The 19,012-nt window shown below is 55.1% G+C and carries 27 protein-coding genes and 1 other RNA gene; 23 read left to right on the top strand and 5 right to left on the bottom strand.

The features are described 5' to 3' along the window. Window positions 1–7 precede the first annotated feature (7 nt). Complete coding sequence (locus tag A7P97_RS07075) at window positions 8–508, top strand: hypothetical protein (protein WP_067440851.1); 501 nt, start codon at window positions 8–10, stop codon at window positions 506–508. Window positions 509–598: 90 nt separating this feature from the next. On the opposite strand, the gene A7P97_RS07070 is transcribed toward A7P97_RS07075, so the two are convergent. Further along, window positions 599–1,030, bottom strand: coding sequence for a hypothetical protein (locus A7P97_RS07070; protein WP_156496229.1), 432 nt, complete (start codon window positions 1,028–1,030; stop codon window positions 599–601). Next, entirely contained in the window at window positions 1,027–1,389 is a 363-nt protein-coding gene (locus tag A7P97_RS09740) for a helix-turn-helix domain-containing protein (RefSeq protein ID WP_255361153.1), read from the bottom strand. The genes A7P97_RS07070 and A7P97_RS09740 overlap by 4 nt, the downstream gene beginning before the upstream one ends. A 115-nt stretch (window positions 1,390–1,504) precedes the next feature. On the opposite strand from A7P97_RS09740, the gene A7P97_RS07060 reads away from it, so the two are divergent. From A7P97_RS07060 to A7P97_RS06970, 20 genes are all read left to right on the top strand, one after another. Further along, complete coding sequence (locus A7P97_RS07060) at window positions 1,505–1,708, top strand: helix-turn-helix transcriptional regulator (protein WP_064087302.1); 204 nt, start codon at window positions 1,505–1,507, stop codon at window positions 1,706–1,708. Window positions 1,709–1,774: 66 nt separating this feature from the next. After that, window positions 1,775–2,248: a phage regulatory CII family protein gene (locus A7P97_RS07055; RefSeq protein ID WP_067440842.1), complete on the top strand. Its 474-nt coding sequence runs from the start codon at window positions 1,775–1,777 to the stop codon at window positions 2,246–2,248. Between the two features lie 149 nt (window positions 2,249–2,397). Beyond that, the gene (locus A7P97_RS07050) at window positions 2,398–2,664 is read left to right on the top strand and encodes a hypothetical protein (protein WP_067440839.1); all 267 of its coding nucleotides are present in this window, start codon (window positions 2,398–2,400) and stop codon (window positions 2,662–2,664) included. Next, complete coding sequence (locus A7P97_RS07045; RefSeq protein WP_067440836.1) at window positions 2,661–3,311, top strand: tyrosine-type recombinase/integrase; 651 nt, start codon at window positions 2,661–2,663, stop codon at window positions 3,309–3,311. The genes A7P97_RS07050 and A7P97_RS07045 overlap by 4 nt, the downstream gene beginning before the upstream one ends. Beyond that, window positions 3,308–3,535: a hypothetical protein gene (locus tag A7P97_RS07040; RefSeq protein ID WP_067440833.1), complete on the top strand. Its 228-nt coding sequence runs from the start codon at window positions 3,308–3,310 to the stop codon at window positions 3,533–3,535. Before A7P97_RS07045 ends, A7P97_RS07040 begins: the two co-directional genes overlap by 4 nt. 58 nt (window positions 3,536–3,593) lie before the next feature. Beyond that, on the top strand, window positions 3,594–4,316 hold the full coding sequence (locus A7P97_RS07035; protein WP_067440830.1) for a hypothetical protein: 723 nt from the start codon (window positions 3,594–3,596) through the stop codon (window positions 4,314–4,316). A 155-nt stretch (window positions 4,317–4,471) separates the two neighbouring features. Continuing rightward, window positions 4,472–4,705, top strand: coding sequence for a hypothetical protein (locus A7P97_RS07030; RefSeq protein WP_156496228.1), 234 nt, complete (start codon window positions 4,472–4,474; stop codon window positions 4,703–4,705). 2 nt (window positions 4,706–4,707) lie between these two features. Beyond that, the gene (locus tag A7P97_RS07025) at window positions 4,708–5,076 is read left to right on the top strand and encodes a hypothetical protein (RefSeq protein WP_064084067.1); all 369 of its coding nucleotides are present in this window, start codon (window positions 4,708–4,710) and stop codon (window positions 5,074–5,076) included. Beyond that, the gene (locus A7P97_RS07020; RefSeq protein ID WP_197476427.1) at window positions 5,073–7,856 is read left to right on the top strand and encodes a toprim domain-containing protein; all 2,784 of its coding nucleotides are present in this window, start codon (window positions 5,073–5,075) and stop codon (window positions 7,854–7,856) included. The genes A7P97_RS07025 and A7P97_RS07020 overlap by 4 nt, the downstream gene beginning before the upstream one ends. Continuing rightward, on the top strand, window positions 7,826–8,320 hold the full coding sequence (locus A7P97_RS07015; protein WP_156496227.1) for a hypothetical protein: 495 nt from the start codon (window positions 7,826–7,828) through the stop codon (window positions 8,318–8,320). Before A7P97_RS07020 ends, A7P97_RS07015 begins: the two co-directional genes overlap by 31 nt. 30 nt (window positions 8,321–8,350) lie before the next feature. Further along, window positions 8,351–8,860, top strand: coding sequence for a hypothetical protein (locus A7P97_RS07010; protein WP_067440822.1), 510 nt, complete (start codon window positions 8,351–8,353; stop codon window positions 8,858–8,860). Beyond that, window positions 8,857–9,654 carry a hypothetical protein gene (locus A7P97_RS07005; protein ID WP_067524113.1) on the top strand — a complete coding sequence of 266 codons (798 nt, stop codon included), beginning with the start codon at window positions 8,857–8,859 and terminating at the stop codon, window positions 9,652–9,654. The genes A7P97_RS07010 and A7P97_RS07005 overlap by 4 nt, the downstream gene beginning before the upstream one ends. Window positions 9,655–9,667: 13 nt before the next feature. Beyond that, window positions 9,668–9,964, top strand: coding sequence for a hypothetical protein (locus A7P97_RS07000; RefSeq protein ID WP_067524111.1), 297 nt, complete (start codon window positions 9,668–9,670; stop codon window positions 9,962–9,964). 1 nt (window position 9,965) lies between these two features. Beyond that, the gene (locus A7P97_RS06995) at window positions 9,966–10,457 is read left to right on the top strand and encodes a methyltransferase domain-containing protein (protein ID WP_067440813.1); all 492 of its coding nucleotides are present in this window, start codon (window positions 9,966–9,968) and stop codon (window positions 10,455–10,457) included. 2 nt (window positions 10,458–10,459) lie between these two features. Further along, window positions 10,460–10,894, top strand: a complete 435-nt coding sequence (locus A7P97_RS06990; RefSeq protein ID WP_067440810.1) for a DUF551 domain-containing protein — start codon at window positions 10,460–10,462, stop codon at window positions 10,892–10,894. Beyond that, window positions 10,891–11,127 (top strand): hypothetical protein, encoded by a 237-nt coding sequence (locus A7P97_RS06985; RefSeq protein ID WP_067524109.1) that lies wholly within the window; start codon window positions 10,891–10,893, stop codon window positions 11,125–11,127. The genes A7P97_RS06990 and A7P97_RS06985 overlap by 4 nt, the downstream gene beginning before the upstream one ends. 168 nt (window positions 11,128–11,295) lie before the next feature. After that, window positions 11,296–11,424 (top strand): Com family DNA-binding transcriptional regulator, encoded by a 129-nt coding sequence (locus A7P97_RS10165; RefSeq protein WP_156496225.1) that lies wholly within the window; start codon window positions 11,296–11,298, stop codon window positions 11,422–11,424. A gap of 42 nt (window positions 11,425–11,466) precedes the next feature. Continuing rightward, window positions 11,467–12,246, top strand: coding sequence for a DNA adenine methylase (locus A7P97_RS06980; protein ID WP_067440804.1), 780 nt, complete (start codon window positions 11,467–11,469; stop codon window positions 12,244–12,246). 557 nt (window positions 12,247–12,803) lie between these two features. Further along, entirely contained in the window at window positions 12,804–13,802 is a 999-nt protein-coding gene (locus tag A7P97_RS06975) for a tyrosine-type recombinase/integrase (protein WP_067440801.1), read from the top strand. Between the two features lie 205 nt (window positions 13,803–14,007). Then, window positions 14,008–14,496, top strand: coding sequence for a hypothetical protein (locus tag A7P97_RS06970; RefSeq protein ID WP_067524107.1), 489 nt, complete (start codon window positions 14,008–14,010; stop codon window positions 14,494–14,496). Between the two features lie 447 nt (window positions 14,497–14,943). On the opposite strand, the gene dxs is transcribed toward A7P97_RS06970, so the two are convergent. Continuing rightward, window positions 14,944–16,812 (bottom strand): 1-deoxy-D-xylulose-5-phosphate synthase, encoded by a 1,869-nt coding sequence (gene dxs, locus A7P97_RS06965; protein ID WP_067529680.1) that lies wholly within the window; start codon window positions 16,810–16,812, stop codon window positions 14,944–14,946. A 132-nt stretch (window positions 16,813–16,944) separates the two neighbouring features. Between dxs and rsgA the strand changes: the two genes are divergently transcribed. Both rsgA and A7P97_RS06955 read left to right on the top strand, forming a co-directional pair. Then, entirely contained in the window at window positions 16,945–17,820 is an 876-nt protein-coding gene (rsgA, locus tag A7P97_RS06960; RefSeq protein ID WP_067529678.1) for a ribosome small subunit-dependent GTPase A, read from the top strand. Window positions 17,821–17,991: 171 nt separating this feature from the next. Further along, window positions 17,992–18,186: a hypothetical protein gene (locus A7P97_RS06955; protein ID WP_067529676.1), complete on the top strand. Its 195-nt coding sequence runs from the start codon at window positions 17,992–17,994 to the stop codon at window positions 18,184–18,186. 81 nt (window positions 18,187–18,267) lie between these two features. On the opposite strand, the gene ffs is transcribed toward A7P97_RS06955, so the two are convergent. Then, window positions 18,268–18,365, bottom strand: an RNA gene (gene ffs, locus A7P97_RS06950) — signal recognition particle sRNA small type. Between the two features lie 237 nt (window positions 18,366–18,602). Continuing rightward, window positions 18,603–18,881 (bottom strand): hypothetical protein, encoded by a 279-nt coding sequence (locus A7P97_RS06945; RefSeq protein WP_067529673.1) that lies wholly within the window; start codon window positions 18,879–18,881, stop codon window positions 18,603–18,605. Between the last annotated feature and the right edge of the window lie 131 nt (window positions 18,882–19,012).

Below are 19,012 nucleotides of genomic sequence, written 5' to 3'. Positions count from 1 at the left end.
AGCAGATATGGGTATCTTGATTAAATATTGGAAATATTGGGTGCCAGCGCTGCTGCTGGCCGCCATTATCGGCGGCGAGTATTACTACGGCGAGCAGCGCTACAGCGCCGGCTACAAGGCGGCTGAGACCAAGCTACAAGCAGAGCAGGAAAAAGCGGCACGAGAGCAGGCAGAGGCCGTATTAGCCAAAGAGAGGCGGCAACAGGCACAGCTGGCTGCCGCACAAAGTGAAATCGAAAAGGAACGAGAACATGCGAAAACTACTATTGCCGATCTGTATACTGAGCTTGGCCGCGTGCGCCAAACCACCGACGCACATCGCCGCGCCCTGTCCCAAACCGCTGCAGCCGCCGGCACACCTGATGGCGAAACAGCTGCCGCCGGCTGGCAGCTATTCGGAGAATGCACGGAAAGATATGCAGCGGTGGCTAAAGACGCCGACGAATTAAGGAACGATTCAGCCGAGTGGCAGGCGTATGGCCGCGTGAATCAACAGGCTGCCGAATAGCGAGCTAAACCAAGAAACCGCCGATTGAATCGGCGGTTTTTATATTTCAGGCAGCCTGAAAATTACGGATGGTGGGAAGGTGTAATTTTGTTATTTCCCATCCCATTCGAAATATTCCCCAGTAAACATAGCAGCTAGCTTGGCTACCCTGTGGGTGTTGATTAGGATAGAAGGAGTGATAGGTTTGAACCCTCCGATATAAGACCACATAAGTAGCCGCTGCTGGATATTTCTGGCCGTCATCTCCCGTCCATCTTTTCCGGGGAAAAGGAAAGATCCGGGCGGGCGGCCTAAACACCATTCCCTTAATGGTTTATGCCCGACATTCTCTTCTTCGATAAGCTGTAAGGCATCAGATACTTTTTTATTGAGCAGCTCGCTGATTTTCCAACCATATTCCAGCATCATAAAAACTGCGCAGTAATCGCGCAGCGCCAGCTCGTGAGTTTGCGAGCGGATGAAACTCAAAAACCTGCAGGCTTCCTGATATTCCAGAAACTCTACCGGCTCCAAATTCTTCACTTCACCCACTCCCGCATAAACGTGAGCAGGATTTCGCGCTTACCTTTGGGCAGCTTGTCGAACAGGCGCAAGAACTCGCGTTGCTCTTCGGTATAGCTGTTGTATTCAGGCAGGGCTTCAGTCAATACGACACTGGCCGGCTCATACACGATGCCGGTCATTTCACCTTTGCCAGTAGCCAGCCATTCGAAGTTCACATCCAGCACTTGGGCAATGCGCGACAAGTTCTCCGTGGCGGGATCTGTCCGCCCGGTTTCCCATTGAGCGACACCGGTTTGGTGGACGCCTACCTCATCAGCCAGCCATTTTTGAGAACGGCCGCGCTGTTTTCTTGCCAACTTTATTCTATTTCCAATCATAGGCTTAATTTTAATAGCTGAACTATTACACAGAAAACTTAGTATTGCTATTTGACTTATTTTAATAGTGATACTATTATTCGCACACAGCAAACACCAAGGGTTAAACAAAAACATGGAAAGCAAATTACTCAAGGCAAGGAAAGCAAAGGGGTTCACACAGGCTTATGTGGCGGAACAGGTTGGGTGTACTCAAACCAATATCAGCCACATCGAAATCGGCCGGCAGCGGGCAACCCCGGAAATTGCACAGAAACTGGCTGAGCTGCTTGGGCTTTCGCCGATGGATATTTTGTATCCCGGCAATCAGGCAGAGTAAGCCATCAACTGCAGTATCCGCCGTCACGCCATCCGCTACAAATGACAAACACACAAGGTTTCACACATGTTTAAAAACGATGTTTTCGAGTTAATCCGACAGAGCGCCTACCACTACGGCGTGCCGAAGCTGGCCGCCAAGATGGGGCTGGCTCCCGGCACGCTCTACAACAAGCTCAACAACGACGAGGGCTGCAGCCACCACAAACTGACCCTGCAGGACTTCATCGCCATCCTCGGCATCACCGGCGATACCGCCGCGCTGCATGGGCTGGCAGGGCTGTTCGACCACGCGGTATTCCCGCTGCCGCAAATGGAGCAGATGGGCGACGACGCGCTGCTGGATATGGTGAATCAGGTTTATGTTCAAGGCGGCCGCGCGCATACGGTAATGGCCGAGGCGCTGGCGGACGGACAGGTAAGCGAAGAGGAATACAGCGCCTACGATTTGGAATGCAGGCAATGGGTGGCTGCCATCGTGGCACTGCGGCGGCGATTTAAAAACATGGTGGTGATTGTGAATGAAAGAAGAAGCACCTGACTTCCTGCAGAAGCATGGCATTCGGCTTGTTTGCGATAACGCTCAAGGCGGGCAGCTTTCCGTTTCCGCCGAGCTGCTGGCCGACTTATTCGGTGAGGAGTTTCTCGCCGCAGTGCCGGCACCCCGTAACGAAGAATCAAAGGAATGCCATGAAAGAAATCGCCATTCAGCCGGGCCTTCAAATGATTTTGGCCGGAGCGAACCACATCACCACCCTCAGCCTGCCGCGTGAAAACGGGCAGCTATACATAGAAATCGGCAAAGACCGGTTCCCCGCGCGGAAGACCAATCAGTTTGAAACAGGCGGCATCCTGTGCCGCTTGGAAATTATCAAAGACGGACAACCAGAGATTATTTTCAGTTTAAGCGGCAGCCAGCCCCTGATGCTGACCCTGCCGGTAGGAGAACAAGCATGAACCATTATCTGACCGAAGCCGAGCAAGGCAAGCTGCTGGCCACCATCGGGCAATACCGTGAAGAAAAGGCGCAGCGCGATTTCCATATTGTTTCCGCGCTGATTGCCAGCGGGCTGCGCATCGGCGAATTCCTGCTGGTTACCGTGGGCGACGTGTATGCCGCGCTGGATACCAACTACCTCTACATTCCCGCCGCCAACCGCAAAGGCGGCAAACGCGACCACAGCGTGTACCTAACCAAAACCCTGCGCCGAGACCTGAGCAGCTTGCTCGCCATCCGCGAAAGCACCGATGCCGAACACTATCTGGTGGCCGGGCGCAACGACCAAACCCCGATGAGCGCGCGCAACCTGCAGCAGCGGGTGAAAGCCTGGGCGAAAGAAGCCGGGCTCGCGCATCTCGACATCACCCCGCACTACTTCCGCCACACCGCCGCCATGAACCTGCTGCGGCACAGCAGCGCCCGCGAGCCGCTGCGCGTGGTGAAGTCGGCGCTGGGCCACCGCAACATTAACAGCACGTCGATCTACACCGAGGCCAGCCGCGAAGAAGTGGCCGAGGCCATGAACGCCGCCGACCAAGGCCGGCAGCCCCGCATCACGCTGGCGCAACTGCGCCGCGAATACCAACGGAGAACCGCAGCATGAAAACCATCTTATTTTTAGCTGTCGCCCTGCTGGCCGCCCCCAGCTTGGACGCGCAAGACCATTATCTGCAACCGCAAAATCCGCCCGCCGACTACCCAACCCGGCAACTGCTGCAGGCCGCCGAACTGCGAGCCGAGGCCGAAGCCGCCGAGCTGGCCAAGCATTACGAAGAGATGAATGACTATGAGGTAATGCGCGGCGTGGTTTATGAACCCACCGAATAAGCAGCCGCCATTCAAGCTACCTGAAAATTCAACACCCCCTCACACGGAGAACTAAACCATGTATTTCAACCAAGCCCAAAAACGTTTCTTTCAAACCGCCTCCCTGCCGGAAAAGCAGGCGTGGCTGCGCAAAGGCGAGCCGGGAGGGCAGCAGATGAGCCGAGGCTTTGATTTCAATAGTTCGTATTTCGCGCCGTTCCTGCGAGGAATACAGCTAGACGGAGAATTTGAAACCTATTCCGAAGCGGTGGCCGCAGCGCAATGCTATTTGGACGAACTGAAGGCCATGCCTGATTTGCCGGAGCTGGACGAAGAGGCGCTGGGTATCACTACTTTCAATCAGGATTTATCCCGCACGATGAGTGAAGAGAAAAGCTACGGCATCGAACGCGTTATTCACATCGCGGCACAGGCCGAACACATCTGCGATGACTTCGCCCAATTTATCGATGATGAGCTCCCTGAAGAGCGGGTACGGCAGATGTTGGCAGAACAGGCCGGGCGGGCAGATTTCCTCGGTATGCTCGATGCCATTGAAGACGGTGCTTATCCAGACCACGATGAAGTGTTCAGCCTGTTGTACGAAAACGGCCTGATGGGCTGGTTGGTGCAGGCCGCAACGCCGGTGAGTAAGAGAGGTGCTGGCGGCGGCGTGATCTATTCGTGGGGCTGTTATTACACCCAATGGTTCTACGCCGAAAGCTACGAAGCGGCGCTGTGGCAGGTGGATGCCTGGGCGGAGCGGATGCGCGAGCAGGATTTGCAGGAGGGCGAAAAATGAACCGCGCCGCCATCCATCCCTACTTTGGCGACCTAACACGGCAGATTCTGGAGTGCGCTCAAGCCCAACAGAACCGACTCAACAGGAGGGTAGCAACCGCATTGAAGCTGGTTTGGGTGATGGACATACTCCGGCAAGCATTTACGGAAAAAAACATGCTGTGTCATCTAGCTATGGCTATTGAAGATGCGCCAACCTTGGTGGTGTTGGCACAAGACCGCGATTGGACGTATGACGAATTGCTGCAGGCTATCGGTATTGATGATCTGTGCAAAAAGCACAGCCTGCTGGTTGGCATGGTGAGCCGGAACGACGGCCTCTGCCGGCGTATCTACACCGAAGAGGGCGACGGCCCCGGCTTCGATATCTACCTCCTGCCGAAAGAATAAGCATGTATCCCCTTCCCATTCTCGCCCGTTTTGCCACACCGCACCGCTGCTTCGACCATGTGGTGGCCGCCATCCCGGGCATGGTGGTGGCGGTGCCGGAAATTATGATTTCAGGCTGCCTGAAAAACCTGCCTTTGGTTTGCCCCGTGCCGTGGCACGAAATTTGGAGTGTGCTGGACGTGGAGACCGACACCCCGGCCGGATTCGATGCCGACCTGTTTGTGCCGCCGCTGCTGCTCTCGCTGGGCATTGCCGAGCGCAGTTTCCTCAGCGCACCGCTGCCGGAGTACGCCGCCACGGTGTTCAGCCTGCCGGACGGGCTGCGATTGGGCATCAGCAACGACTATGTGCATAAGGTGGTGCAGTCATGAGCCAATCGCCTGCCATGAGCCAGTGGTTCGAGCAGCTGAAGATGCTCGACATCCACCAAGTGGCCGAGAAAATGGGGCTGGAGCGCGACGGCAGCCACGGCAACTACCGCTCCCCCAACCGCCCGGACAAACACCACAGCCTGAGCCTGCACAAGCAGGGCAAATACGGCCAAGGCTGGAAAGACCATGCCACCAACGAAGGCGGCAGCACCATCGACCTCTTAATCTACGGCGGCTTCGCCAACGATCCGATGAGTGCCGCCACCCTGCTCGGTAACTGGTTCGGACTGCCCAAACCGGCGCCGGAAAACCAAACACCGCGCCAGCTGACCAAGGCCGGTTTCATTGCGCAGAAATGCCTGGCCATGCCCGAGCCGCTGTTCGATTACCTCGCCGGCCGCGGGATTGCCCAAGACGTGATTCAGGCAGCCATCAGCCGCCGCACCGCCGGTTGGAATACCTGGACATCGCCCAAAGTCGCCGCCGGTTCGCCCGGCTACGGCGGCCCCGCCGCCGCCTTCATGGTGTACGACCGCAACGGCGTGTGTGTGGCAGTGGATTTGCGCTATGCCGACGCCGAGCTCAACGGCAATGTGAAAACCCAATGCCAGGGCGAAAAAAGCGGCCACTACTGGACCAGCGACCCGCGCCGGTTGGCTGCCGCCGGTACGGTATACATCGTGGAATCACCCATCAATGCCTTATCGGTGGAGACCGCCTTTGCCCATCATCCGCGTGTGGCGGCGATGGCCATCCGTGGCGTGGCCAATGTGGACAACATCGATTGGTCGCTGCTGCGCGGTAAACGGGCGCTGATTGCGCTGGACCACACCGACGCCGTGAACCCGAAAACCGGCAAACGCCCCGGCATGGATGCCGCCTACCGGCTCTACGACGCGCTGACCGCCGCCGATGTGGCCGCGCGTATGGTGGATATGATTGATTGGGAGGAAGGCGAAGACATCAACGACGTGCTGCAGCGGCACGGCGCGGAGGAGCTGCTGAAACGCCTGAAACGGCTCGACGGCTGGTTGATTGCCGGTATGCCCAGCCTGCCGGCGCATCAAGTGGAAAAAGGCAAGGGCCGCCGCCGCATCATGCTGCCGGCGCAAGACTGGAACGTGTATTGGCGCTACCGCATCAGCGACGACTTCACCCAGTTTGTGGACGAATTCAAAACCAGCACCGACGAAGACACCGGTGAAGAAAAGCGCAGCGAGACGCTGGGCGATCTGTGCGGCTTCCGGCTGGCCGCCACCAGCCGCCTGAACATCCAAGGCCACCTTGCCACCATCAACGGCAGCACCGACACCCAGCCGGAAGAGGTGTATTGCATATCGGTACAGCAACCGCGCCGCATCACGCTCACCCGCGAAGTCATCCAGAGTGAAAAACTCTACAACCTCGACTGGTGGAAACGGCTCGGCCCGGTGTGGAAGCCGGCGCAGTTCACCCGCATGCTGACCATCATGGAACGCAGTGCCGACTTGGCGGCGCGCGACGTGGTGAATTTTGTGGGGCTGGCGTGGCGAGACGGGCATCTGGCGGCAATGGAAGGGCAGGACACCTTTTTCACCGAACCGGCCAAACAGTGCCTGTACCACAACATGGTATTCCCGCGCGGCTCGCAGCAGCACGCCCGCATGGTGGTGGAAGCCTATCAAGAGACCTTCAAAGAAAACGCCGCCGCCATTGCGCTGGTTTGGGCGTTGGGCTGCCACCTGAAAGCGGTGCTCGGCTTCTATCCACACTTCCAGATGCAGGCCGAGAAAGGTTCTGGCAAATCCAAACTGCTGGAAAGCCTGCAGGCTTCGCTGGCGTTTCAGGTGCTCTCCGGCCAGATGCTGAAAACCGACCACCGCCGCCGTGCTTCGGTGTCCTACACCTCGCACCCGGTGGGCTGGGACGAATATTCCAAACTGCCGAAATCCGCACTCTCCGACATCGACGGCCTGCTGCAATCCACCTACCGCTTCGAATTCACCCGCGTTGGCGCCGCGCTCACGCCCTATCTGATGTGCAGCCCGGTGTTGCTGGCCGGCGAAGAGGTGGACGTGGAGAGCCTGCAGTCGAAAACCTGCCGCAGCACATTGAGCGTGGCCAAGCAGGGCAAAATCATCCCGCACAAGCTGCCGCAGTTCCCGGTGTGGCAATGGCTGCAATACCTCGCTTCGGTCGACCCGGAAACCATCCGCAACCTGCACGGCAAATGGACGGACTACTGCGCCGCCCGCGCCAGCGGCGACAGCACCGACGCCACCGCGCGCCGTATGCAGGAAAACTACGCCGCGGTGCTGACTGCCTGGGCTTTGCTGTCCGACTATGCCGATTTCGCCCAAGAACAGGGCGGCTTCATCGAAGACACCATCGCCGAAATGAACAGCCACCTGATGGACACCGACGGCACCCGCCTGCCGTGGGTGTGGATTATGGAAATCCTGCTCTCCGAGCTGGACGCCAAACGCTACGACCACCCCTTCTTATGGGAGCGCGACCACCAGCACGGCTGGGTGCTGTTCCTGCGCCCCAACCACGTGATGGACCACATCGGCACCGCCAACCACCTGCGCGACAAGTTCAACCACCTGCCCATCAAAACCGGGCGCATTTTCAAACGCCAGCTGATGGCCAGCGGCGTGGTGGTGCCGGGATTGGAAGACGTGGAGCGCTCGATACAAGGCAAACGCACCGCCCACCTGACCGGCATCTCGCTGGCCAAACTGGAAAAACTCGGCCTGTATGCCACCCCGTGGGAACCGGCCATGAAAGACGGTATTTAGCCGCCACCGCGCCTGAAGGATTCAGGCTTTATTTGGAGATAGAAAGAATGCAAGCAAGCGAATTAAAAACCACCGGCAAACAGCTTTTTAAAGTCTGTTTGGGCGGCGAATCAGGTGATTTATGCAAAATCGAAGTAGCGATTGATTTCGATATGCCGGACGTAAGGAAAAACATCATTGGTATGAGTTTATTTTGGCACGGCTGCCCAAGTGCCGATGCACCGTTTGAGGTACACCTGCAGGCGTGGCTGCAGAAACTAGCCAACTACTGTTTCTACAACACGATAGGCGAAGACTGGTGGCATGATGATTTAGTCGAATCTTTCAATAAGGCAGAGGGCTATATCCCGCTAGATGGTTCACGCGGCATTTTGCTTAAGTCATCGTGGATTAGGGAAATATATGACAAAGAATTCGAAATTGTAGAAAACACGGAATACGAAGGCCAAGTCGAACCGAATTAAAACCCGCTATTTAACACAGGAAAAAGCAATATGAAAATCACATACAACCCACCACGCCCCAGCGTGAATTACGAAATCAAACTGCAGGCCGCTTGCGAGCTGCTGAAAAACAGCCCCAAACTACGACCGGATACGGATGATGAAGCCGCGTTTAATCGCGCTGCTGATGACCTCGCCATGTGCGGCGACGAATATTGGGACGGCTATGAGCTGGCCAAACACCTAGAGTACCACGCTGGCTGGGACATCACGTCGGATATAGTGGAGGAATTGGAGGATTACCACATTTATATTGACCGCTTCCTGCTACGCGAAGAAAAAAAATGGGCGGAAGAGCATCAAATCCAGCCGCCATTCCCGATCGGCAGCCGCGTGCGGGTTCCATATGGGTTTGAAAGAGTAACCGCCACCATCACCGCCCTGTACGCATACGAGCCAGCCCGCTATCTGGTAAAACGCGACGAGCAGCCAGAAGACGACACCTTCCGCAGCATCATCAAATTTGAAGACGCCGAACTGCTGGAGGAGGGACAGTCATGAACCGCCTGCAACGCCGCCAAGCCGAACGGCAGGCCGCGCGCAAACCGGGCGCGCCAGCCCGTACCTTGCGCCAGCCGCACGCGCAAAACCGCCTGCTCTTGCTGAAAAACCCGCAAAAGCTGCCTGAAACCGCCCTGCTCGATTCGCGCATCAAGCTGCATCTGTATCTGTTGCAGCTCAAACAGGCGCACGATGTGGACGGGGTGCGCTACTTCCAACACTTCCTCGACCACATCCGCACCATGTGCCTACTGCAGGAGCGTCCGAAATACAAAGATGCCGCCGATAAGGCGCAGCAGGAGCTGGAAGCCAGCCCCCAAGACGGGCCACGCCGCTTCCCGTGGTTGAGTGCGCTGGTAAACAGCTTCGACCGCGAAATGGAGCATACCAGTGCCACCCTGCTGGTGGAATGCAACGACCACGCCGCCGCCTGCGGCCAGCTGGCCTGTATCGCCGTCATCATCGCCCTGCCGGACTACACCGCCGCCGCGCTGAAACAGTTGCTTGCCGGCGGCACACTGAAGGCCGCTGCCGAGCAGGCCGGCGCCGGACAGGCGGAATTGAAGAAAAACTGCCTGATCATGCTGCACCAGCTGCACAACCTACTGTGGGCTGAGGTGGATTTCGCGCGGCCGTGGACGCTCACCGCCGCCCGCCGGCACAAACAAATCTACCTGCAGGCCATCGACCAACTGAAAAGCGTGGCCGGCCAGGCCGCCGCACGCGTGGCCGACTTCCGCCGCCTGTTCGGCGTGGCGCTGGTCAACCTTGATGCTTTTATTAAAACTGCTTAAAAGGAGTATTCCGATGAATCAATTCAAATTCGGCGACCGTGTACAAGATGCAGACGGCAAGCAGTTTGTTTTCCTGCGCAGCTTCCTATCAAGCTGTACTGTAGCGGGAGAGGACGGCCGTACCTACGACTACCTAACCAACCGGCTGCAACCCATCCCCCATCCAGACACCGAGCGCATCGACTGGCTAGCCGCACAAGACGATATCGATATCACACTAGGCAACACCGTCCAACTAAAGCCCTGCCTGCGGGCGAATATCGATGCCGCCATGCAGGAGCAGGCCGCCGCGGAATCAGAGGCTACCTGAAATGCCATCTATCCTAGATCCCTGCTGCGGCAGCCGCATGATGTGGTTTAACAAGCAAGACCAACGCTGCCTGTTCGGTGACGCCCGCGCCGAAACCCATCTGCTCAAAGACCGCCAGTATCTCCGCCATTTGGAAATCCGCCCGGACGTGCAGCTCGACTTTACTGCGCTGCCGTTCCCGGACGGTCAGTTTAAGCTAGTGGTGCTCGACCCACCTCACCTTGTCCATGCCGGGCGGAAATCATGGTTGGCCAAAAAATACGGTACGCTTGGATCGGACTGGCGCGAAGACCTGCACCGCGCCTTCGCCGAATGTTTCCGCGTGTTGGAAGACGGTGGCGTGCTGATTTTCAAATGGAACGAAAACCAAATCCCCGTGAAAGAGATATTGGCTTTGACCGACCAACAGCCGCTGTTTGGGCATACCACCATGAAACACAAACGAAACCAAACACAGACGCATTGGTTTACTTTCATGAAGGAGGCTCCTTGAAAATGGAAAATAAACCTCAAAGAGATGCAGCAAAACAGGAAATACCCAGCTTGGCGCGCCAAGTTTTTGAAATATGGTTCAATGCGCTGGTTAAATATGAGCCGGATGCTTTGAATGACGTGATGGAGACTGCATGGAAGGCGTGGAGTGAGCAGGCGGAACGGACGGCACATGAATGCAACCATGCTTATTTGGCCGGTGTGGCCGATGGATTGAAAGATTGGAGCTGGATTGGTGTGAAATACAGGCTGCCTGAAAAAGAAGGCGATTATTTAGTCAGTGCTGCCGGTTGTGAAGCGAGGATCTGCCAGTTTAACGGGAAGAAATTCTTTTATATGGAATATGATAATGACTGGGACATGGTGGAAGTGAGCTTTGATCCCGACTATTGGATGCCGCTGCCTATAGGCCCACAGGTAAAGGGGTTGGGGGAATGAGCAGCTGCCTATCCTGCCTGCATTGGTGCACTTATGAAAAAGGCTCGGATAAAGTGGACCGCCCTACGCCGATGCTGCGCCATGATATGGCGCCCTGCGCCCTGGGCGAGCCGTGGAACTACCTGCCGCAGCGCCATCCGGCCTGTTCGCGCTATCAGGCACTGCCGGCAGCCGGACAAGCAAAACGCGCCCGCTGGATAGCGGACGCGAAATTGCAATGTTACAGAAAATAAACGCATGAAAGGAGAATATTCACTTAAAGAGCCATCACGAATAAGACGGCGGCGGTTGGTGTGCGCGAACACGCCTTCCGCCAGCCTCAGCAGAGCGAGCCTGCATCAGCCCGTGGCCGCCACCCGATCAGGCGGCCTGATTCTAACCCAATAGAAGGAATCACGCCAATGCAGTATAGACTTGTGCGCGAACTCCGCTGCCCGCGCTGTGGTAAATTATTGGCCCGCTGCAGCCAGGGCAAGGCGGTGGTGCAGATTAAATGCACCCGCTGCGGTTTCCTCGCTGCATTCAATTAACCAGAACGCCCGTGAGCGTCATTTTTTATGAAAGGACGCTTTATGGGCGTTTTATCGTATAAACCGCTGCCCCTGATTCCTTGGATGGGTGGTAAACGGCGGCTGGCCAAACAGCTGCTGCCTTTATTTCCCGAACATAGCTGCTACGTCGAGCTTTTCGCCGGCGGGGCAGCCTTGTTCTTTCTGCGCCCGGAGCCAGCACGCACGGAGGTGTTGAATGACATCAACGGCGAGCTGGTGAACCTGTACCGGGTGGTGCAGCATCATTTCGATGAGTTTGTGCGCCAGTTCGACTGTGTGCTCACGGCACGGGATACTTTTGCACTTTGTCAGGCTACGCCGGCAGGCTGCCTGACGGATATTCAGCGGGCTGCGCGCTTTTTCTTCCTGCAGCACACGGCTTTCGGCGGGAAAACCCACAAGCAGCATTTTGGCACGGCCACCACCGACCGCGCGTTTAATGCGGCCAATGTGCGCCATAAGATTCAGGCGGCTCAGAAACGGCTGGGCGGGGTGTATATCGAGCATGAGCGGTGGCAGGACTGTTTGACCCGATATGACCGACCGCACACCTTCTTTTATGCCGATCCGCCGTATTGGCAGGCGGCTGATTACGAATCTTCGTTCTCTTGGCAAGACTATGAGGCGCTGGCTGCGCGTATGCGCACCATGCAGGGCCGCCTGCTGCTGTCAATTAACGACCATCCCGACATCCGCGCGCTGTTTGCCGGTTTCCGTACTATAGAGCTGGAACTGGCTTATTCAATCAGCCGGGAAAAGACGGGGAAGGCCAGCCGCGAGCTAGCCATCTGTAATTGGTAACTTCCTTCCAAATGCGCCCGAAGCCCGGGCGCTTCTTTTTTAGGGTATGACTTCGCTTTTCCTACCATTCTTTACATTCGGCTTTTTCGGCTTTGGCGGGCTGTTGCATAAAAAACAGGCTAAAAAGGCCGTTATCGCCAAAAGATTGGCGCAGTTTCAAAAAAAACTTGTGGATTTTCGCCTTGTTTTCACTTAACTGATTGATTTATTGTAAATCAGCTTCCACAGTTTTGCTTTTTAATCCACAGTTTCGCTTCTATATTCCACAGTTTCGACATTTTGTATGTGGATGGGTTTTGCGCCGTTTTGCCCGTTTATCATTATTTATTTTAATTTTTTCAAAAAGATAAAGAGATAAAGAGCGGAGAAAATAGGAAATGGTGTGTCCACGGAAAATAGGGTTGCTTAAAAAATAGTCCACGGAATTGTTGGTGCATCCACGGGTTTTTTGTGGATTTCCGTAGATTGTAAGCTGCTGATTAAATATAATATTATCTGTAATCTTTCCTTTATCCACGGAATCACGGCCGTTTTTGCTAGTGGTTCCCCGAAACAGTATGCAAACCGTCTACGAAGCCTTCTTATTATTCAAAGCCGAAAACCAAGGTAAAGCCGACCGCACCATTGCCGCCTACCGCGACATTCTGCAGCGTTTCGACACTTGGCTCGACGGCAAGCTGCCTGAAAGTGTCAGTGCCGACGACTTGTTGGTGTTCACCGGCCCGTATCTGCACCGCAGCAAGCTCAGACCCATCAGCCGCCGACCATACATTGCCTGCCTGCGTGAGTTTTACCGCTGGCTGCACAGTGTGGTGCACCGCATCCCCGCCAACCCAGCGGAAAATCTCGACTACCCGGAAACCGGGCGCAAGCTGCCTACTTTCCTCACGCTCGATAATGCCGAAAAGCTGATCTGGGCGCCGGATTTAGAGACCTTCACCGGCGTGCGGGATGCGGCCATCATCTCCGTGCTGCTCGGCTGCGGCTTGCGCGTGGCTGGGGTGGTTGGCTTGAACGAGAGCAACCTGCAGACCCAGATCATCGACCGCGAGCCGCGCCTGTGCCTGCGCACACTGGAAAAGGGCAGCAAAGAGCGCCTGCTGCCTGTGCCGCGCGAAGCCGACCTGCTGCTGCGTATTTATCTGGAGCATGACGAGCTGAAAAGTATCGACCGCAGCCTGCCGGACGGCGACCGGGTGCTGTTCGTGACCACCAACAACCGCCATTGCCCCGAACACCAATACCACGGCGAGCGCCGCCGCTTCACCACCCGCGGCCTGCATGCCATGATTCGCCGCCTCGGCCTGCGTGCCGGCATCCCAGCCAACCAGTTGCACCCACACGCCCTGCGCCACCTGTACGGCACCGAGCTGGCCGAGAGCGACGTGCAGGATGGCGTCCGCCAGCAACTGCTCGGGCACAGTGACCCACGCAGCACCCAGATTTACACCCACCTCGCCACCCGGAAGCTGACAGGTGATGTTGACCGCGGTAATCCTCTGGCAAAAATTAAAACGCCAGTTACAGAACTGCTCGGGAAATTACCACGTCCATAGAAGCCTCTTTTAGGTCTCTTTTGATTCCTACAACTCATAGTGGCTGAACCACTTTCTTGCCACCAATCTATGATAGACGGTGTTTCCAGCAGTTCCACAAACTGACCCTAAGAACGGGCTAAAACAAACTGATTCCTACAACTCAACACTTCGCATAACACCAAAGAGCGAAGTTCAGCCACAGCAACACAAGGACAAAACGAAGATGAAACCGACAGAAAAGCGAAGTCATAGCCACGGAACTGCACGGTCAGCAGGGGTGGGGGCTCGGCAAGACACCTCGCAGCCTCCCGCCCAGGGGGGTGGGTACCTAGATACCTACAGGTTTTGTGAACTTGAAAAATCGGATTATGCTGCCGAAAAAATCGACCCGCGGCTAAAAGACCTGCACCAAATCGGGCTGAATCCGACCCTGCTAAAAGTGGCCGCCACCATCGGCGTAGATAATTTTTTAAAGATGTGGGAAATTTTGGACAACGACGAGCATTTGCGGACGGACTGGGGCGGGATTATGGTAAAAATCCGCGCCTTTAAATCCTATCGCCGTTATTTGAGGAATCGGCATATTGTGATGCTGCACAAAAATAATGATGGGGTTGGAATGACAAAGATAGCTAAAAAGGCTACTGAAAATTTGGGAGAGAGGATTCACCCTTCACAGATTTACAAGATTATCGCCAAAAGCGAGAGTTAGATTTCTTGGTGTGAAAGATTTCGGGGAGATGGATGTGCATTTTCTGAGTTCGTAGTACGGAAAGTACGGCGTGCCAAGATTTCAAGAGTTCAGTTAATTTTGGGCTTTGGAATAACAAAAAATAATGACCTTAGAACTTAACTTTGTTTCCAAAGTTAAGTTCTTTTTATTTATGTTTTATGTATTATAGCTGCTACAATTATCTGTTATTGCTTTATCGGAATTACTGAAACTGATACAAGGTGGCTAATCACAAACAATACAGGAATACAACAAGGTAAGCCAACATAGTAGGAAGTAAAGTGCTTTGGCAATAACCAATACATTACAACCCTTTTTGTTCAACCGCAATTAAAGGCTACCTGAAATTTTCAGGTAGCCTTTTTACCATCATTTTATGATTCATCCCATCACAATAGCTGCTCTCAGCTGTATTCAGCCAACTAATTATGCAAATGTTTCAATCCGTGCTGTCAGTTTCTCAGCACTCAAACCCAAGTCGTCCAGCAGGATGGTCGGGTCACCGTGGCCAGTAACGATGTCTTCGATGCCCAGTAGCAACACGGGCAAGCGGCAACCTTGTTTGGCCAGCACCTCCAACACCGCGCTGCCGGCTCCGCCTTGCACGGCGTTTTCTTCAATGCACACCAGCCGCTGGTGGGTGGCGGCCAAATCGGCAATCAGTTCTTCGTCCAACGGCTTCACAAAGCGCATATCGGCCACGGTTAAATCCAGCTGTTCCGCTGCCTGCAACGCTGGCTGCACCATACTGCCAAAAGCCAACACGGCGGTTTCCCCGCCCTGCCGCCGCACCACGCCTTTGCCTACCGGCACGGTATCCAAGCCGCTGCCGATTGCCGTGCTGCCGCTGGCACCGCGCGGGTAGCGCACGGCAGTCGGGCAATCCAACGCGTAGCAGGTGGAAAGCAACAAGCGACATTCTTCGCCGCTGCTGGGGGCAGCCAGCACCATATTCGGAATGCAGCGCAGGAAGCTCAGATCATAGGCGCCGGCATGGGTGGGGCCGTCGGCGCCGACGATACCGGCGCGGTCGATGGCGAACAATACCGGCAGGTTTTGCAATGCCACATCGTGCACCAGCTGGTCGTAGGCGCGCTGCAGGAAGGTGGAGTAAACCGCCACCACGGGCTTGATGCCGCCGCAGGCCAGGCCGGCAGCAAAGGTAACGGCGTGCTGCTCGGCAATGCCGACATCGAAATAGCGTTCGGGAAAGCGTCGCTCAAATTCCACCAATCCGCTGCCTTCGCGCATGGCGGGGGTAATGGCGACTAATTTGTTATCTACGGCGACTTGGTCGCATACCCATTGGCCGAAAATCTGGGTGTAGCTCAACGGGGCAGCGCCGCCGCTCACCGGGCCTTGGTCGGGATTGAATTTGCCCACGGCGTGAAAACCGACCGGATCGTTTTCAGCCAGTTTGTAACCCTGCCCTTTTTGCGTGAGCACATGCAAAAGCTGCGGGCCTTTGCGCTGTTTCATCTCTTTGAGCACAGCCACCAGTTGCCGCACGTCGTGACCATCCACCGGACCGGTGTAGGTGAAGCCGAAGTTGTCAAACAGGGAATCGGGGCGGATGCGCGAGCCGTCGAGCACACTTTTCAGCCGCTGCTCCACTTTCTGCGCGATGTGTAGCGCGCCGGGCAATTTGTCGAGCACTTTTTCGGATTTGTGTTTGATGCTGCGCAGGGTGTCGCGCCAGTCTTTGGCCTGGCTGCCGGCAAGGTATTTGGGGAAAGCGCCCACGTTGGGGGAAATCGACATTTCGTTGTCGTTGAGGATAACCAGCAAATCGATGTCCATATCGCCCGCATTGTTCAGTGCTTCAAAAGCTTGACCAGCAGTCATGGCTCCATCGCCGATAACGGCCACGCTGCGGTTAGGGCTACCTGAAAGTTTGTCGGCCACCGCCATGCCCAATGCCGCGCCGATGGAGGTGGAAGAATGGCCAACGCCGAAATCGTCGTATTCCGATTCACTGCGTTTTGGGAAACCGGCCAAACCGTCGTATTGGCGCATGGTATGCATGCGGTTGCGGCGGCCGGTGAGCACTTTGTGCGGATAGCTTTGATGGCCGACATCCCAAATTAAGTGGTCATTAGGTGTATCGTACACATAATGCAACGCCACAGCCAGCTCCACCGCGCCCAGATTACTGGCAAAATGGCCACCGGTTTTGCTGATGCTGTCGAGCAGAAAGGTACGCAATTCAGCAGCCAGCTGCGGCAACTGGTCTTCACGCAAACGGCGCAAATCCTGCGGGTAGTCGATGGTATCGAGAAGCGGCGTGGTAGTCATGGTGTGGCGATTCCCTATTGATCGGGATAAATAAAGCTGGATTATATAGCCATTCTGCCCGGCACAGCAGGCAAATTGGCATCAGCATGCTAATCCTTGCTATGATGACACTTTCCCACCCGGCACACTGCCATGACCGACACCGCCCAAATCATTACCAGCTACGGCCGCCGCTTTATTGTACGCACCACCGGCGGTCACACCTTCGAGGCCACCACCCGCAAAAAGCGGGTAGACTTCGCCTGCGGCGACCAAGTACACATCACGCCGCTGAATGCCGAGCAAGCGGTGATTGAAGATTTCCTGCCGCGCCGCAGCCTGCTCTATCGGCAAGATGCTTGGAAAACCAAGCTGATTGCCGCTAATGTGAGCCAACTGCTGATTGTGCTGGCTGCTGTGCCTACACCCAGCGAGCTGCTACTACAACGCGCCCTGCTGGCGGCAGAAGCAGCCGATATCGGCGCAGTGATTGTGTTGAACAAAACCGATTTGCAGGAAACAGGACAATGGCGCAGCAAACTAGAGTTTTATGAAGGCCTGGGCTACCCCGTGCTGCCCGTTAGCGCCATGCAAGATGCCGCCGCCCTGCTGCCAGTGTTGAATGGGCACACCAGCATCCTACTTGGCCAAAGCGGTATGGGCAAATCCACCCTGATTAATGCCCTGCTCGGCCAAAGCATCGCCCACACCAACGAAATCTCCAGCGCCCTCGACTCCGGCAAACACACCACCACCCACGCCCAGCTCTACGACCTAAACGAAACCGCCCACATCATCGATTCCCCCGGCCTGCAGGAATTCGGCCTGCACCATCTTCAGGTAGCCTCCCTGCCCCACTATTTCCCCGATATGCGCGACTTCATCGGCCAATGCCGGTTCCACAACTGCAGCCACCGCCAAGAACCTGACTGCGCGATCAAAGCCGCTGCAGAAGCCGGCCATATCCGTGCCGACCGCTTACAGCTTCTGCAACAGCTGACCGATGAACTATCCACAAACAAGTGGTAAACCTCTGAGGCCGCCTACCGACATTACTGCATTTACATAGCCCTGCATATCTTTACCCTCCTGAACCTTGCACAATCAGAATAGATAATTTACCATTTTCACAAAAGCAATCTATCAGATAATAAAAATTCTGTTTGCACTAGAAAATAACAGCTTTAAAGAGAGTAAATTATGACAAAAAAAACCACCAACTACGTTGTAACCATTGCTGATGCCATCAACAGCAACCAAAACCGCCAGGTTTTGTTGCAGCTGCCACGCGAGGAAGTGCGCTATCTGAGCCAGGCCGAATTTAAAAAATTCGTGGCCGACAAATGCCAAGTAAGCGCGTTTAAAATTCATTCTATTGAGCGTTTTTACAAATAAGCTCTTGCTGAAATAGCTTCAGCTATTCAGCCATATATAGCAAAACCGCTCCGGTATTACACCGGAGCGGTTTTTATATGAGGTGGCGAGCCGGAGCCCCGGCACTGCTGAATTCAGGGTGGGCTGCTTGCTTCCGCACCTGACCCCTTGTCCCAAACCTGCATGCGGGGAGACCCGCCGTAGAAAGTATAAATTATACGGAGCCGAATGCGTTTTGCCAAGACGGCACCATTTTCAGGTAGCCTCAACTGGTACAGCTGATGGGTGCAAACCCAGCTGCTACAGTGTTTCAGGTAGCCTGGTATTGCCTGCCCTCACGAAGATAAAATTTACCTACTTGCTCAACATTCCTAAAAAGGCTACCTGAAAGCCTAATCCAGCTTTCAGGTAGCCTTTTGTATAAATCAACAACTCAATTACTGTCGGAAACCCTCCAACACCTTAACACGGAATATCGGAAACTCATCCAGTTCGTCCAACACAAACAGCTGGGCATCATGTTCTTTTTCAAACCCTTTTTCGAATTTTTCCAACAATATGGTGCGGGCGTTGCTAACATCGTATTTTTTGGTGATTTTCAAACGCGCCGCCCATTGGCGGCGTGCCGGGTCTTCGATAATCATCATCAGGCATTGCAGCTCGAAGTCACCCTTGTCATCGTTGCCGGAAAATTTGTCTGAAAAATTGCGCAACATACTGCTTTCCCCCCTGACATTACAAAATGTCTAAAAAATTTAACTTGATTATACGTTTTGCCCACAGGCGATACCATTGCCTGTGGGTGCGATATATTTGACTTAAATCAAACAAATGGCGAATTAGGTAT

The organism is Eikenella sp. NML070372, from assembly GCF_001648415.1.
Classification (GTDB): Bacteria; Pseudomonadota; Gammaproteobacteria; order Burkholderiales; family Neisseriaceae; genus Eikenella; species Eikenella exigua.
This window is presented reverse-complemented; position numbering and strand designations above follow the sequence as displayed.